At 70.0% G+C, this 15,220-nt stretch carries 10 protein-coding genes; 4 read left to right on the top strand and 6 right to left on the bottom strand.

The window, feature by feature from the left end:
- Positions 1-273: 273 nt before the first annotated feature.
- A complete protein-coding gene (locus tag OG562_RS27560; RefSeq protein ID WP_266402390.1) occupies positions 274-2,121 on the bottom strand; it encodes a phosphoenolpyruvate carboxykinase (GTP) in 1,848 nt (615 codons plus the stop codon).
- 383 nt (positions 2,122-2,504) lie between these two features.
- Here OG562_RS27560 and OG562_RS27555 point away from each other — a divergent pair, with 383 nt between their 5' ends.
- The 4 genes from OG562_RS27555 to OG562_RS27540 all read left to right on the top strand — a co-directional run bounded on the left by OG562_RS27555 (position 2,505) and on the right by OG562_RS27540 (position 6,343).
- The gene (locus OG562_RS27555; protein ID WP_266402389.1) at positions 2,505-3,218 is read left to right on the top strand and encodes a hemolysin III family protein; all 714 of its coding nucleotides are present in this window, start codon (positions 2,505-2,507) and stop codon (positions 3,216-3,218) included.
- Positions 3,219-3,386: 168 nt separating this feature from the next.
- Positions 3,387-4,943 (top strand): DHA2 family efflux MFS transporter permease subunit, encoded by a 1,557-nt coding sequence (locus tag OG562_RS27550; protein WP_266402388.1) that lies wholly within the window; start codon positions 3,387-3,389, stop codon positions 4,941-4,943.
- On the top strand, positions 4,940-5,578 hold the full coding sequence (locus tag OG562_RS27545) for a TetR/AcrR family transcriptional regulator (protein WP_266402387.1): 639 nt from the start codon (positions 4,940-4,942) through the stop codon (positions 5,576-5,578). The genes OG562_RS27550 and OG562_RS27545 overlap by 4 nt, the downstream gene beginning before the upstream one ends.
- A gap of 33 nt (positions 5,579-5,611) precedes the next feature.
- The gene (locus OG562_RS27540; RefSeq protein ID WP_266402386.1) at positions 5,612-6,343 is read left to right on the top strand and encodes a Mut7-C RNAse domain-containing protein; all 732 of its coding nucleotides are present in this window, start codon (positions 5,612-5,614) and stop codon (positions 6,341-6,343) included.
- A 5-nt stretch (positions 6,344-6,348) separates the two neighbouring features.
- Here OG562_RS27540 and OG562_RS27535 read toward each other — a convergent pair whose 3' ends face one another.
- From OG562_RS27535 to OG562_RS27515, 5 genes are all read right to left on the bottom strand, one after another.
- On the bottom strand, positions 6,349-8,727 hold the full coding sequence (locus OG562_RS27535) for a galactose oxidase-like domain-containing protein (RefSeq protein ID WP_266409574.1): 2,379 nt from the start codon (positions 8,725-8,727) through the stop codon (positions 6,349-6,351).
- Between the two features lie 23 nt (positions 8,728-8,750).
- Entirely contained in the window at positions 8,751-9,941 is a 1,191-nt protein-coding gene (locus OG562_RS27530) for a glycosyltransferase family 2 protein (protein ID WP_266402385.1), read from the bottom strand.
- The gene (locus tag OG562_RS27525) at positions 9,938-11,602 is read right to left on the bottom strand and encodes a glycosyltransferase family 39 protein (protein ID WP_266402383.1); all 1,665 of its coding nucleotides are present in this window, start codon (positions 11,600-11,602) and stop codon (positions 9,938-9,940) included. Before OG562_RS27525 ends, OG562_RS27530 begins: the two co-directional genes overlap by 4 nt.
- Complete coding sequence (locus tag OG562_RS27520; protein ID WP_266402380.1) at positions 11,599-12,903, bottom strand: glycosyltransferase; 1,305 nt, start codon at positions 12,901-12,903, stop codon at positions 11,599-11,601. Before OG562_RS27520 ends, OG562_RS27525 begins: the two co-directional genes overlap by 4 nt.
- 202 nt (positions 12,904-13,105) lie before the next feature.
- On the bottom strand, positions 13,106-15,139 hold the full coding sequence (locus tag OG562_RS27515; protein ID WP_266402377.1) for a thioredoxin domain-containing protein: 2,034 nt from the start codon (positions 15,137-15,139) through the stop codon (positions 13,106-13,108).
- Between the last annotated feature and the right edge of the window lie 81 nt (positions 15,140-15,220).

Raw genomic sequence — 15,220 nt, 5'->3', positions numbered from 1 at the left:
GCATCACCATAGGCTGATCAGCCTTGAATGCCAGTATTTAACTGTTTTATGGCGCGTGTTCGGAAACTTATCCACGCCAGAAAAGCCTCCACAACAGGCGAAGGCCCGTCGTCACGTCTCCGTCGGGGCGGACGGGGATGTGACGACGGGCCCAGGGCTCCACACGCCGTTGTGCGAAACCTCGCCGGTCTGTGGTGCTCTCACCGCGGCCGGCCGTGACGATACAGCTGGTCAGGGCACGATCGGAGCCGGCCGCGGCGTATCAGGAGGGCGTCAGCCCAGGCGCTGCACCAGTGCGCGGTACTCGTCCCACAGTTCCTTCGGGGTGTGCTCGCCGAAGGTGTTCAGGTGCTCGGGGACCAGGGCGGCCTCCTCGCGCCAGACCTCCTTGTCGACCGTGAGGAGGAACTCCAGGTCGGAGTCGGCCAGTTCGAGACCCTTGGTGTCCAGGGCCTCCTTGGTCGGCAGGACGCCGATCGGGGTCTCGACGCCCTCGGCCTTGCCGTCGAGGCGCTCGACGATCCACTTCAGGACCCGGCTGTTCTCGCCGAAGCCGGGCCAGACGAACTTGCCCTCGTCGTTCTTGCGGAACCAGTTGACGTAGTAGATCTTCGGCAGCTTGGACTGGTCCTTGCCCTTCGCCACGTCGACCCAGTGCCCCATGTAGTCGCCCATGTTGTAGCCGCAGAACGGCAGCATGGCGAAGGGGTCGCGGCGCAGCTCGCCGACCTTGCCCTCGGCGGCGGCGGTCTTCTCGGAGGCCACGTTCGCGCCGAGGAAGACTCCGTGGTTCCAGTCGAAGGACTCCGTCACCAGCGGTACGGCGCTGGCGCGGCGGCCGCCGAAGAGGATCGCCGAGATCGGCACGCCCCGGGGGTCCTCCCACTCGGGCGCGATGATCGGGCACTGTGCGGCGGGGACGGTGAAGCGGGCGTTGGGGTGGGCGGCGGGCGTGTCGGCTCCCGCCGCCGTCCAGTCGTTGCCCTTCCAGTCCGTCAGGTGGGCCGGGGTCTCCTCCGTCATGCCCTCCCACCAGATGTCGTTGTCGTCGGTGAGCGCGACGTTGGTGAAGACCGAGTTGCCCCACAGCGTCTTCATCGCGTTGGCGTTGGTGTGCTCACCGGTGCCGGGCGCGACGCCGAAGAAGCCGGCCTCGGGGTTGATGGCGTACAGCCGGCCGTCCTCGCCGAAGCGCATCCAGGCGATGTCGTCGCCGATGGTCTCGACCGTCCAGCCCGAGATCGTCGGCTCCAGCATGGCCAGGTTGGTCTTCCCGCAGGCGCTGGGGAAGGCGGCGGCGACGTACTTGGACTGGCCCTGCGGCGGGGTCAGCTTGAGGATCAGCATGTGCTCGGCCAGCCAGCCCTCGTCACGCGCCATGACGGAGGCGATGCGCAGGGCGTAGCACTTCTTGCCGAGCAGGGCGTTGCCGCCGTAGCCGGAGCCGTAGGACCAGATCTCGCGGGACTCCGGGAAGTGCGAGATGTACTTGGTGGAGTTGCACGGCCAGGGGACGTCCGCCTCGCCCTCGGCCAGCGGCGCTCCGAGCGTGTGCACGGCACGCACGAAGAAGCCGTCGGAGCCGAGCTCGTCCAGGACGGGCTGTCCCATGCGGGTCATGGTGCGCATGGACACGGCGACGTAGGCGGAGTCGGTGATCTCGACGCCGATCGCGGAGAGGTCCGAGCCGAGGGGGCCCATGCAGAACGGGACGACGTACATCGTCCGGCCGCGCATCGAGCCGCGGAACAGGCCCTTCTCCCCCGAGAAGCTGTTCTCTTCTCCAGTAAAGATGGCCCGCATTTCCGCGGGGGCCTTCCAGTGGTTGGTCGGGCCGGCGTCCTCCTCCTTCTCGGAGCAGATGAACGTCCGGTCCTCGACCCGTGCGACATCGGTCGGGTCGGAGGCGGCGTAGTAGGAGTTGGGGCGCTTGATCGGGTCGAGTTTCCGGAAGGTGCCCTTCGAGACGAGCTCCTCGCACAGGCGCTCGTACTCGGCCTCGGATCCGTCACACCAGACCACGTTGTCCGGCTGCGTCAGTTCTGCGATCTCGTTCACCCAGGAGACGAGTTCCTGGTGGTGGGTGGGGATGACGGGGGGAGCCGCGATGTCGCGCGCCACGATTGCTCCTAGATGAGGGGTTTTTTGTTGGAGGCCCCGTGGGGGCTGCGACCCGGATGCTTCTCGGATGCTGGTGCTTCTCGTGGAGCTCTGGCGTCTCTGGCGCTCATCCGGTGTCGACCGCACTCATCTGATCATCCGACGCGCGCGCCCATCTGTCCAGAAGGCGTCACAGGTGAGCAGAGTGAGGATCGCCACGCATAACCGCGCCTCTTTGCGTCCACATGGTGTTCAGCGGAAGGTTCTTTGGGGTGAAGGAGGCTCCCGTAGGGCCTGAAACCGGCTCCGGCGGACCTGAACGACCGTGAGATGATGGCCACTCTTCGCCCTTCACACCCCCGGACTGATCCGTAACTTACGGTTCCGTAGGTACGATTCAGCGCATGACTGCGCCCGTCCCCGACGCGCCCACGGACACGCCGGCCGCCAGCCACGGCCCCGTCGGGCTCCCCCTGTCGCACGAGATCAAGCCCAAGCTCCGCGGCTGGCTGCATCTCGGCATGTTCCCGGCCGTCCTCGTCTCGGGCCTCGTGCTCACCGCTCTCGCCGACTCCACCCGCGGCCGGATCGCCTGCGGCATCTTCGCCTTCACCGCCTGCCTGCTGTTCGGCGTGAGCGCGCTGTACCACCGGGGCAACTGGAGCCCGCGCATGGACGGCATCCTGCGCCGGCTCGACCACGCGAACATCTTCCTGATCATCGCGGGCACCTACACGCCGCTGACGATGCTGCTGCTGCCCGAGGCCAAGGGCCAGTGGCTGCTGTGGGGCATCTGGGGCGCGGCGACGGCGGGCATCGCCTTCCGGGTGTTCTGGGTGGGCGCTCCGCGCTGGCTCTACACCCCCTGCTACATCGCGATGGGCTGGGCCGCCGTCTTCTTCCTGCCCGACTTCCTGCGCACGGGCGGCATCGCCGTCCTGGTCCTGGTGGTCGTCGGCGGGCTCCTCTACAGCGCGGGCGGCGTGATCTACGGCATCAAGCGGCCCAACCCGTCACCGCACTGGTTCGGCTTCCACGAGGTCTTCCACTCCCTCACGCTCGCCGCGTTCGTCGTGCACTACGTCGGCATCTCGCTGGTGGCGTACCAGCACGGGTGACGACAGATGACGTCAAGTGACAGCGGGTAGCGATCGACGCTTTTCCGCCTTCTTTCTGGCCACGGCTCTCGAGCCGTGGCCAGTTTTCGTGTGCCTCCTGCACCGACCCTCCCCCTGACAGCGCCTACAGATTGACAGTAACTATATTTTGAGAGCTACTCTCATTTTATGGCTACTGTCACTCAACCGTCCGGGTCGCTTCCCGACCCGCGCCGCTGGTGGGCCCTCGGGGCCCTGGTCGCGAGCATGCTCACGCTCGGCTTCGACATGACGATCCTCAACGTGGCGCTCCCGACGATGGCCGGGCAGCTCGGCGCGACCACCGGCGAGCAGCAGTGGATGGCGGACGCGTACGTCGTCGTCTTCGCCTCGCTGATGCTCCCGGCCGGGCTCCTCGGGGACCGGTTCGGCAGGCGGCGGATGCTGATCGTCGGGCTGGGGATCTTCCTGGCCGGTTCGGTCGTCGGCGCGCTCGCCGGGGACGTGAACGCGGTGATCGCCGCCCGTGCGGTGATGGGGATCGGCGGCGCGCTGGTCACCCCGCTCGCCCTGTCCGTCCTGCCCTCGCTCTTCGCACCGGACGAGCGCACCAAGGCCGTCGGCATCGTCTCCGCCGGCTCGACGCTGGGCCTGCCGCTCGGCCCGATCATCGGCGGCTGGCTGCTCGACCACTTCTGGTGGGGCTCGGTGTTCCTGATCAACGTCCCGATGGCCGCGATCGGCATCGCCGCCTGCGTCTTCCTGCTGCCCGAGACCCGCGACCCGGCCTCCCCCAAGGTCGACACCGTCTCCACGGCGTTCACCGCGGCCGGGCTCGGCGCGCTGATCTACGCGATCATCGAGGCCCCGGTCCGCGGCTGGGGCGACCCGCTGATCCTCACGCTGATCGCCCTGGCCGTCGTACTGATCGCCGCGCTGGTGCTGCGGGAGCGGCGGGCCGTACGGCCCATGCTCGACATGGGGCTGCTGGCGCACCGCGGGTTCCTGTTCAACACGCTCGCGGCGACCCTCGTGATGTTCGTCCTGTCCGGTCTGCTGTTCGTGCTGCCGCCGTACCTCCAGGCCGTCCTCGGCCATGACGCCCTGGGCACCGGGGTGCGGCTGCTGCCGATGATGGGCGGCCTGCTGATCGCCGCCCGCGCCGCGCAGCCGGTCGTCGTCCGGTTCGGGGCGCGAGCCGTGGTGAGCGCGGGCCTGGTGGCGCTGGCCTTCGCCGCGCTGCTCGGCAGCCGTACGACGGTGGACTCCGGCTACGGCTTCACCGCGCTGTGGCTCTCCGTGACCGGTTTCGGCTTCGGTTTCTCGGTCGTGCCCGCGATGTCCGGAGCCCTGGGCACCCTGCCCACCGACCGCGCCGGCAGCGGCTCCGGTCTGCTGATGACCCTGCGCCAGGTGGGCAGCGCCATCGGCATCGCCCTGCTCGGCAGCCTGCTCGCGGGAGCATTCCGCGACCGCCTCGACGTCACCGGGCTGCCGGCCGGGGCCGCCGACACCGCCGGGGACTCGGTGGTCGCCGCCCATCTGATCGCCGAGAAGGCCGGTTCGGCCCGCCTCGCCGCCTCCGCGGACAGTGCGTACGTCCACGGCATGGGCCTGGTCCTGCTGGTGTGCGGCGTCGCCGCCCTGGTCTCCGCGCTGCTGGCGGCCGCGTTCCTGCCGGGGACCCGGCAGGACGAGGGCGTCGACTCCGACGTGGCCCCCGCGAAGGCCGATGCCCGACAATGAACCCCATGACGGCCGCACGAACCAGCTCCCCCGCCGACCGCCCCCAGCTGAGCCTGCGCGAGCGCAAGAAGATCAAGACGCGCGAGGCGATCCGTACGGCGACGTACGCGCTGGTCAAGGAGCAGGGGTACGACGCCACGACGATCGACCAGATCGCCGAGCGCGCCGAGGTGTCGCCGTCGACCGTCTTCCGGTACTTCCCGACCAAGGAGGACATCGTCCTCACGGACGAGTACGACCCGATCCTCATGGAGGAACTGCGCGCCCGGCCGACCGACGAGCCGTGGTCGGACTCCATGCGGTTCGTGATGCTGGAGGCCGCCCGCCAGGGCATCGAGGAGGACGAGGAGGTGGCGCGGCTGCGCACCCAGCTGATGGTCCAGGTGCCCGCGGTGCGTTCACGGATGATGGAGAGCATGTCGGTCACCGGCCGCATGCTCTGCACCGCCATCAGCGAGCGCACCGGCCGCGACCCCGACAGCCTGGAGGTCCGCGTCTACGCGATGTCCCTCATCGGCGGCCTGATGGAGACCTCCCTGTACTGGGCGGAGAACGGCCACCAGGGGGACTTCACCGCCCTCCTCGACCGCACGATGACGGTGCTCCAGCACGGACTGCCCCACGAAAACCGCTGAGACCGCGCCCCTCCCCCATGCCATCCTGACCAGGTGAACCGACCCGAGATCCACGTCGAAGTGGCCCCCGAGCTGGCCCTGTTCGTCCCGCACGCCCGCCGCTGCGGAGCCACCGCGCTCGCCGTGGACGGCGTCTCCACCCTCGGGCACGTCGTCGAGTCGCTCGGGGTGCCGCTGACGGAGGTCGGCGCGCTGGTCGTCGACGGCCGGGAGACGCCGGTCGGGCACATCCCGGCGGACGGCGAGCGAGTGACCGTCCGCCCGGTGACCCGCCCCCAGCAGGTCCCGGGAGCCCCGCTCCGCTTCCTCCTCGACGTCCACCTCGGCACCCTCGCCCGTCGGCTGCGTCTGCTCGGCGTGGACACGGCGTACGAGTCGACGGACATCGGCGACCCGGCGCTCGCCGCCCGGTCCGCCGCCGAACGGCGGGTCATGCTCAGCCGCGACCGGGGCCTGCTGCGCCGCCGCGAACTGTGGGCGGGCGCGTACGTCTACAGCACCGACCCCGAGGAGCAGCTTCGGGACGTCCTCGACCGGTTCCGCCCCGAGCTGCGGCCCTGGGCCCGGTGCACCGCCTGCAACGGCATGCTCAGGGAGGCGTCCAAGGAGGACGTGGCGGACCAGTTGCACGGCGGGACGCAGCGGTCGTACGACGTCTTCGCGCAGTGCGGGGACTGCGGGCGCGCGTACTGGAAGGGCGCGCACCACGAGCAGCTGGTGGCCATCGTGGAGCGCGCCCTGGCGGAGTTCGCGGGTGACCGCTAGTCCGGTCAGCTCCTCTTCTTCAGGTCGCCCTTTCCGCAGGCGAGGCCGTCGTTGTTCGGGTCGAGTCCGAGCGGGTCGTCCTTGCCGTTGACCTTGAGGCGGCCGTAGTCGTTCGCCTTGAGCCAGGTGCAGCGGGCGGCGGTGGTCTTCTTGACGGTCGCCGGGAACGCGGTCGGCACGCACACGTTGATCGAGCCGTAGTGCCGGTCGCAGCCGGAGACGGTGGCGGGGACCTTCTGCGAGGTCCGCTTCTTCCCCTGGCCGGTGACCTTGCCCGTCAGGTCGTCGGCGAAGGTGTGGACGTGCGCCGAGGCGTCGGAGGCGCTCAGGGCCGCGGGGCCCTGGAGGTGCACCCACTTCGCCACCGACGGCACGCCGTTGGCATCGACCGCGAAGAGCATGTACCAGCCGGGCGGAGCCAGGTTCGGGTTGCTCGTCACGTTCAGGTCGACGTTGTTCCCGTCGACGGACAGGGGCAGGTCCACGTACCGCTGGTTCGGGTCCGAGGAGTGGGTGACCGCCGCGGGGCGGATCAGCTCCGCCTTGGCGATGGGCCGGTCGACGGTGATGCGCTGCGTGTCGCCGTACGTCCACTCGGTGTCGATCACCGAAGTGATCGTGGGCCGTGCGCCCTTGAGCAGATAGGGCGGGGTGTAGATCGACACGTTGTGGTTCCAGGTGCCGTTGCCCGGGTTGTCGCCGGTCGACATCACCCGGCCGTCGGGCAGCAGGAAGGACGAGGAGTGGTAGCCGCGGGCCTGCGGGTCGGCGGCCACGGGATCGAACGTGTTCACGGCCGGGTCGTAGAGCGAGGACTCGAAGACCGGGTCGGCGCGGTTGTGCAGCGCCCCGCCCGTCTCCAGGACCTTGCCGTCGGGCAGGAGCACGGCGGAGACGTACATCTTGCCCTGGTTGCCGGTCTCGGCCACCGGGCCGTTGCCGAGGTCCACCGTGCCCTGGGGAAGCGGCGGGCCCGCGACGTACGACGGGTTGGCGGCCTTCAGGTCGATGACGTCGGTCAGCCGGTTGCCGTCCGGGTTGGAGTCGATGTTGCCGCCGCCCAGGGTGAGGACCTTCTGGTCCTGCGCCGGGGGCAGCAGCACGCTCGCCGACTGGTCGCGCTGGTCCTTGTTCTGAAGCCCCGGTATCTGGGTGACCGTGTTGGCGTCGTAGTCGTAGATCGCCGCGCCGGTGCCGGGGATGTTGTTGCCGAAGACATGGCTGCCCGAGTAGAAGAGGCGGCCGTCCTGCATCAGGATCATCGACGGGTACAGACCCCAGTACGACCAGGTCTGGTTGACCTTCCACAGCGGCTGCCACTGCTGCTCGGCCTCGGAGAACAGCTCGGCGGTCACCGAGCCGGTCGAGTCCTCGCGCAGCCCGCCGAAGGACAGCACGTCACCGTTGCCCATGACGGTCGCCGACGGGTACCAGTGGCCGTCGTTCATGTCGTTGGTCTTGCTGTACGTCTCGGTGACGGGATCGAAGACGTACGAGTCCTTGAAGCCCTCGTAGCCGTGCCCGCCGACCACCGGGTAGGCCTTGTTGCCGCTCATCACCAGCACCCGCCCGTCCTGGAGCTGGACGTGCCCGGAGCAGAACATGTCCTTCGGGGTGGGGATGACCTTGTAGCTGCCGTTCGCCGGGTCGTAGACGGCGGAGGTGAAGGTGCCCGCGTTGAACTGCTCCTCGCTGTTGCCGGAGCCCGCGATCAACAGCACCTTGCCGTTGTTGAGGACGACGGAGTGCATGGAGCGGACCGGGTTCTGCGTGGGCAGCACGTCCCAGCGGCCGTTGGCGCACTGGTCGGCGGTGGCGGTGCAGGTCGCGGGCGGCAGGACGTCCGGGACCTGGTCCATCGTGTAGTCGTCGGTGGTCGCCGAGCCGGTGCCGTAGACGGAGACGCCCCAGGTGATGCGGTCGGTGCCGGCGGGCGCCTCGGGGGTGCGGACCGTCGCCTGGGTCCAGCTGCCCTGCATCTCCAGGGTCTTGAGGTCGGTCCAGTACTGCCAGCCGGCCGTCGTGTCGTGCCGGAAGAGGGTGACCGCCGCGTCCGGGGTGGTCGTCTTGTACCAGAGCGACAGATCGTACTGCTTGCCCGGCGTCACCGTCGGCGCGCACTCCGTGGACTCGGTGATCAGCGCCTTGCGGTCGCCGTCGACCCGCCGGGTCAGCGTCACCTTCATCGCCTTGGCCCCGGTGTGGGCGTCCGAGGTGTGCTCGAATGTGAAGTCGTTGTCGCCCCACCCGGACTTCTCCCAGCAGTACGGCATCCCGTCGGCCCCCGCGGTCTCGAAGCCGGCGTTCTTGATGAGGTTGGCGGCGGACGCGGGCTGCGGACTGGTCAGCAGCAGGCCCCCGGTGAGGCCCGCCACCGCCAGCATCGCGACCCGTCTACGGCGTCTGTTCACACGGCTCTCCTTGCTGTGCGGCTTCCCCGCGGCCCCTTGCGGGGGAGGTAGACCAGTGCCTCGGTGCCCGCGAAGCGCAGGACGAACGTCGTCACCAGCGCCAGCGCGGTCGCGGACAGCGCGCCCATCCCGAACCGGTGCACGAACAGCGCGATCAGCGGGATGCGCAGCACCAGATCGGCGTTGGCGAGCAGCGCGAACCGGCCCACCCGGTCCCACCAGCGGCGGTGGGAGCGGCGGTCGCGGAACAGCAGATGCTCGATGAGCACGAAGTTCCAGGCCACGCCGAGCTGGTTGGCGAGGATCTCCGCCGGTACGTAGTGCAGTCCGGCGGCGGTGAGGGCGTACAGGCCGAGCAGGTTCGGGAGGAAGCCCGTGGCTCCGATCAGACCGAAGCCGACCATGCGGGCGATCGGCGAGGCGGTGCGCAGGCCGATCAGATGGCGCAGGAAGCGGACGCCCTCCTGGGCGCTGGACTTGGACTCGCCGGCGAAGCGGTCCTGGAAGACGAAGGGGACCTCGCTGACCTTGCGCGGGCGGCTGCGGACGGCGAGCTCGAGGAGGATCTTGTAGCCGAGGGGCTTGAGGACGTCGGCGGTGACCGCGCTGCGGCGGATCGCGAAGAAGCCGCTCATCGGGTCGCTGATGCCGTGCAGCCTGCGCGGGAACAGGGACTTGGTGAGCCAGGTCGCCCCGCGTGAAACCGCTATCCGGTAGTTTCCGGCGAGTCCGGCGCGGCTGCCGCCCTTGATGTAGCGGGAGGCGACGACGAGCCCGGCGTGCGACCGCTCGCCGGTGGCCACCAACTCCGGTACCAGGGACGGGGGATGCTGGCAGTCGCCGTCCATAACGACGATCCAGTCCGAGCCGGCCGCCCGGATGCCCTCGACGACCGCGCCTCCGAGCCCGCCGACCGGCTCGTCCCGGTGCAGCACGGCCACCGGGAACGGGCAGTCGCGCGCCGCGTCCCGGATGACCTCGGGGGTGTCGTCGGTGGAGTCGTCCACGAAGACGACCTCGCAGGGCAGCCGGGCGGGCACCGACTCGGTGATCTGGCGCAGGAGTCGGCGGATGTTCGCGGACTCGTTGAAGGTCGGTACGACGATGGTGACCGCGCCGGGCTCGGCGACCTCGGACGCGCGCAGTTCGGGGACGGGTGCGCTGTATTCGGTGTAGTCGTGGGTCATCGGACGCCTCCGGAGACGGTCTGGATCCGCCGGATCTCGATCCGGTCCTCGCCGGAGCCGAAGACGGCGACCGGTGTCGAGTGCTTCAGCGCCGCGTCGACGCCCGGCAGGTCGCTGGCGTCCCGGCGTACGGTCGGCGAGGCGACGACGTAGTCGAGGTCCCGCCAGCCGTTCGGCAGGGTCTTCGTCACGGCCGGGTCGAGATCGGCCTTGTAGAACCAGATCGCGCCGAGTCCGGGCTGGTAGCCGGCGTGGACGAGGTCGAGCCAGAGCGCGTCGTCGACCAGGACGCGGGTGTCGGCCGGGTCCTCGACCTCGGTGGACAGCCAGGTCGAGGCGGCCCGGTAGGGGGCGTTGGCGTCGGCGGTGACGGCGGTGCGGTCGCCGTCGTACCAGTGCGGGACGACGTACGCCCCGGCGGCGAGGGCGAGGACGGCGGCGAGGGCGTAGCGGCCGCCGGTCTTCCAGCGCACCTCGTCGGGTCCGCGCCGTCTGCGCAGGACGGCGTGGGCGACGCTCGCCGTGGCTCCGGCGAGGACGAGGGCGAGGAAGGGCAGGGCCTGGATGACGTACATCGCGGGCAGGTAGCCGCCGGGGCGCAGGGCGACGACGGCGAGGATCGCCACCGCCAGGGAGGGTCCGGCCAGGGCGCGGGCGGTGACCGACCAGCGCCAGGTGAGCAGGAGCAGCAGCGCGCCCGCGAGGCCGCCGACGATCAGGACGCGGTCGTAGTAGAGCCAGGACTGCAGGACGCCGTGGGAGCCGGAGCCCTGGTCGAGGATGAAGCCCGAACCGGGTCTCGTCATCTGGTACTTGATGCCGTCCCAGAGGGAGACATGGCCGCTGCCCGGCAGCAACTCGCCCTTGAGGAGGGCGAAGAGGGGGTACGACAGGCCGATCAGGACGCAGGCGGTGATCGCGCCGGTGAGGGCGAACTTGCGGGTGTCGCGGTGGCTGTGCCGTCCCATGGTGAGCAGGACCGCCGGGAGGACGAAGAGCATCGTCTCCTTGGTGAGGACGGCCGTGGCGGCGGCGACGCCCGCGCCGAAGTGGTGCCAGAGGTGGCGGTTGGGCGAGGCGGCGAGTGTGAACGCCACGAGCGTCCACATCACCGCGAGGTTGTCGAGGAAGATCTCCCGCTGGAGGACGACCGAGAGGGGCGAGAGCCCGAAGAGGACCATGCCGAGGCCCGCCGCCCAGCGGGGCAGGGACAGTCGCCGGCCCAGGACGTAGAGGAGGGCGGCGCTGATCGCGCTGACCACGAGCATGGTCGCCCGCATGGTGCCGACGGTCATCGAGTCGGGGCTGATCAGCTTGGGGATCCAGGTCAGCAGGGCGATCTGGATCCAGCCGAGCGGCGGGTGGTCGTACCAGTAGGTGTAGTGGGCGAGGCCCCGGCCCTCCTGGACGGCCCAGGCCTGGGCGAGGTAGGTGCCCTCGTCGTCGCTGAGGGTCGGGTAGTCGGCGATGTTCCAGCCCTGCACGACGAGGATCGCGACCAGGAGCGCGCCGCACAGGAGCAGGTCGGGACGGGAGGCGCGCAGCCGCGGCCGTCTCGGCGGGACCGGCGGGTCTGTTCGGCCGGTCGAACGTTCATCAGGCACAGGCTGGCGCTGCGCGGGGACCGTGCCTGTGGTCGCCGCGGGAAGGGTGGAGGTCACGCAGGAACGTCCTCTCGGGTCACTGCGGGATCGGAAACGGGTCCGGAAGCGGTTGCGGTGTCGCCTGCCGTCAGATGCGCGCCGACGTGCGTGGTCAGCTCCCAGTCCGTACGGCCGCGTTGCTCACGCCAGACGGCGCGCATCGCGGCCCCCGCGAGGAGGACCTGGTAGAAGGGGCCGCCCACGACGAGCTTGAGGTAGTGGACGAGGCGGACGCGCAGGCCGTACTGCTTGCCGAAGTCGTGCAGTCCGACGAGTTCGAAGACGAACGTGACCAGCGCGGTCACGGCCGGCAGGAAGGTGACGAAGGCGATCCCGACGGGGACGTCGAGGAAGAGCGCGATCGCCACGTTGAGCGGGATGACGACGCCGGAGAACGCTTGCAGGAACGGTGTCATCAGGGTGTAGCGGGCCAGCAACCGCTGCCCGAAGCCCGGGAGTTGCTTCCAGTCCTTCTTCCGGTAGACCTGGAGGAAGCCCTGGTTCCAGCGGGTGCGCTGCTTGAGCAGCGACATCAGCGAGCCCGGGGTCTCCTCCCGGGTCACCATGGCGGAGTCGTAGGCGACGACGACCTTCTTGCCGACGCTGGAGAGGCGCACGCCCAGGTCGCAGTCCTCGGCGAGGCAGTTCGGATCCCAGCCGTCGGCTGCCCTCAGCACGTCCGTGCGGACGAAGACGGTGTTGCCGCCGAGCGGGATGAATCCTTTCTGCGCGTGGAGATGCAGCCGGGAGCGGAACCAGAAGAAGTACTCCAGGCAGTTGCGCAGGCTGTACCAGCTGGAGTGGAAGTTGATGAGCTGGACGCCTCCCTGGACGACGTCCGCTCGCGTGGTGCGGAAGGCGTGGTCGACGTGGGCGAGCAGCGCCGGATGGACCTGGTCCTCGGCGTCGAAGACCCCGACGACGTCGCCGCGGCAGTGCGGCAGCGCCGTGTTCATGGCTTTGGGCTTGTTCTTCTTCTCGTGGGTGTCGACGACGACCCGGACCCGCGGGTCGCGTGCGGCGGCGCTCTCGGCGACCGCCGCGGTCTCGGGGTCGTCGTGCCCCACGATGACGATGATCTCGAAGTCGGTGTGCGTGGACTCCAGCAGCCGCTGGATGGTGTGGTCGAGGACGGCCTGCTCATGGCGAGCGGGCAGCAGCAGCGAGAAGGAGACGTGTTCGTCGCCGTCCGGACTGCTGAACCGGGTGGAGGCGAGCACCTCTGGCGTACGCCAGGCGTGCATCTGCCACCACAGAGTGAACGCCGCCATCCAGAACAGGGCAAGCGAGACGGCAGCGATGAAGAAAGACGTGAGCAAACAGATCCCCCCAGATCCCAGAGCCCCCTGTCGCGACGAGGAGTCACATCCGCCGCGTCACTGTGGAGAGGCTAGGGGGAGACTGTGAAGCCCTGGAGTTCTTCCGATAAATAGATTGTTTCCGAACCCAGTCACTCCTAAGGGGACTTATCCGAACAGGTGCTCACTTTTTCGTACTGGAGTACCGCCGTCCGTTCACGTCTCACCCGCTCAGCGCGGTGCGCAGCCGCTCGGGGTCGGTCGTCGGGGCGTCACACGTGAAGTTACGGCAGACGTACGCCGTCGGTTCACCGCCGATCGAAGGCCGGTCGGCCAGCAACGGGAACTCCTCACTCCCCGTCACGCCGAACGCGACCACGGCCCCCGGCGCGGTACCCAGAAGTGCCGTGCGGTGCAAGGACTTTGCGGCCGGGACCTCGGTCGCGGGGGCCACCACGGCGACCTCGCGGGGCCCGTCAAGGAGCGCCTCGGCGGCGGCGAGCCCCCAGCCGATGAACCGGGGCACCCGCGGCCCGAGCGCCTTGACGACCCCCAGCGCCCGCTCGGCCGCGGAGCGGTGGGGCTCGGAGCCGGTGTGGGCGGCATAGCTCAGCAGGGCTCCGGCGGCGGCGGACCAGCCGGAGGGCGTGGCGTTGTCGGTCGGGTCCTGCGGGCGGCGGATGAGCTGCTCGGCGTCGGAGGCCGTGTCGTACAGCGCTCCGGACCCGGGGTCGGTGAAGCGGACGAGGACGTGGTCGAGGAGGAACCCGGCGAAGTCCAGCCAGACGCCCTCCCCGGTGACGGAGGCCAGGGCGAGGAACCCCTCGGCGACGTCGGCGTAGTCCTCCAGGACGCCCGCGTTCGCGCCGACGCGCCCGTCCTTGCTGGTGCGCGACAGCCGCGCCTGGTCGTCGAGGTGCAGCCGGACCAGGAGGTCCGCGGCGGCGACGGCGGCCTCCACCAGGTCGGGGCGGTCGAAGTAGGCCCCGGTCTCGGCGAGCGCGGCGACGGCGAGCCCGTTCCAGGCGGCGACGACCTTGTCGTCCCGGCCGGGAGCGGGGCGCACGGCGCGGGCGGCGAGCAGACGGCGCTTGACCGAGTCGATCCTCTCCGCGTCGAACACCGTGTCCTGCTGCGGGAGCTGCAGAACGGAGGAGCCGTGCTCGAAGGTGCCGTCGTCGGTGACGCCGAAGTAGCGGGCGGCGACCTCGGCGTCGTCGCCGCCGAGCACCTCCGTCAGCTGCTCGGGCGTCCAGACGTAGTACGCGCCCTCGACCTGCCGGCCGGCGCCGTCGTCGCTGTCGGCGTCGAGCGCGGAGGCGAACCCGCCCTCGGCCGTGCGCAGTTCACGCACCATGAAGTCGGCGGTCTCCAGAGCGACCCGGCGGGCCAGCTCCGAGCCGGTGGCGCGCCAGAGGTGGGCGTAGACCCGGCACAGCAGCGCGTTGTCGTACAGCATCTTCTCGAAGTGGGGCACGACCCACTCCCGGTCGACGGAGTACCGGGCGAAGCCGCCGCCGAGCTGGTCGTAGATCCCGCCGCGCGCCATCCGCTCGCAGGTGTCCCGCGCCATCTGGAGCGCGCCCTCGGCCCCGGTCCGCGCGTGGTGCCGCAGCAGGAACTCGACGACCATGGACGGCGGGAACTTCGGCGCTCCGCCGAATCCGCCGCGCTGCGCGTCGTACTCTCGGGTCAGCCCGAGCAGCGCCTGGGCGAGCTCCTCCTCGCCGGGGGCCTGGGCGGTGCCGTAGTCGATCTCCCGGCCCGCCAGATCCCGGACGATCTTCCCGGCGACCTCGCCGACCTCGTCCCGCCGCTCGGTCCAGGCCTGGCGGACGCCTTCCAGCACCTGCCGGAAGGAGGGCATGCCGTGGCGGGGGGCGGGCGGGAAGTACGTGCCGAAGTAGAAGGGCTCCCCGTCGGGCGTGAGGAACACGGTCATCGGCCAGCCGCCCTGCCCGGTGGCGGCCTGGACGGCCTCCATGTAGACGGCGTCGACGTCGGGGCGTTCCTCCCGGTCCACCTTGACGGCGACGAAGTGCTCGTTGACGCGGTCGGCGGTCTCCTGGTCCTCGAAGGACTCGTGCGCCATGACATGGCACCAGTGACAGCTGCTGTATCCCACGCTCAGCAGCACCGGCACATCCCGCCTGCGCGCCTCCTCGAACGCCTCCGCCGACCAGGGCCACCAGTCGACGGGGTTGTCGGCGTGCTGGAGGAGGTACGGGGACGTCTCATGGGCCAGTCGGTTCGCCATGGGTCCATCCTGCCGCAGGACCCCGCCGGGCACGCGGCAGGCCGCCTCGCCCCGCGCCGTGCGCTCCCGTCCGTCGGGGCA

Origin of the sequence: Streptomyces sp. NBC_01275 (genome assembly GCF_026340655.1) — a bacterium.
Classification (GTDB): domain Bacteria; phylum Actinomycetota; class Actinomycetes; order Streptomycetales; family Streptomycetaceae; genus Streptomyces.
The sequence above is the reverse complement of the archived record's forward strand: the minus strand, read 5'-3'. Positions and strand labels throughout refer to the sequence as shown.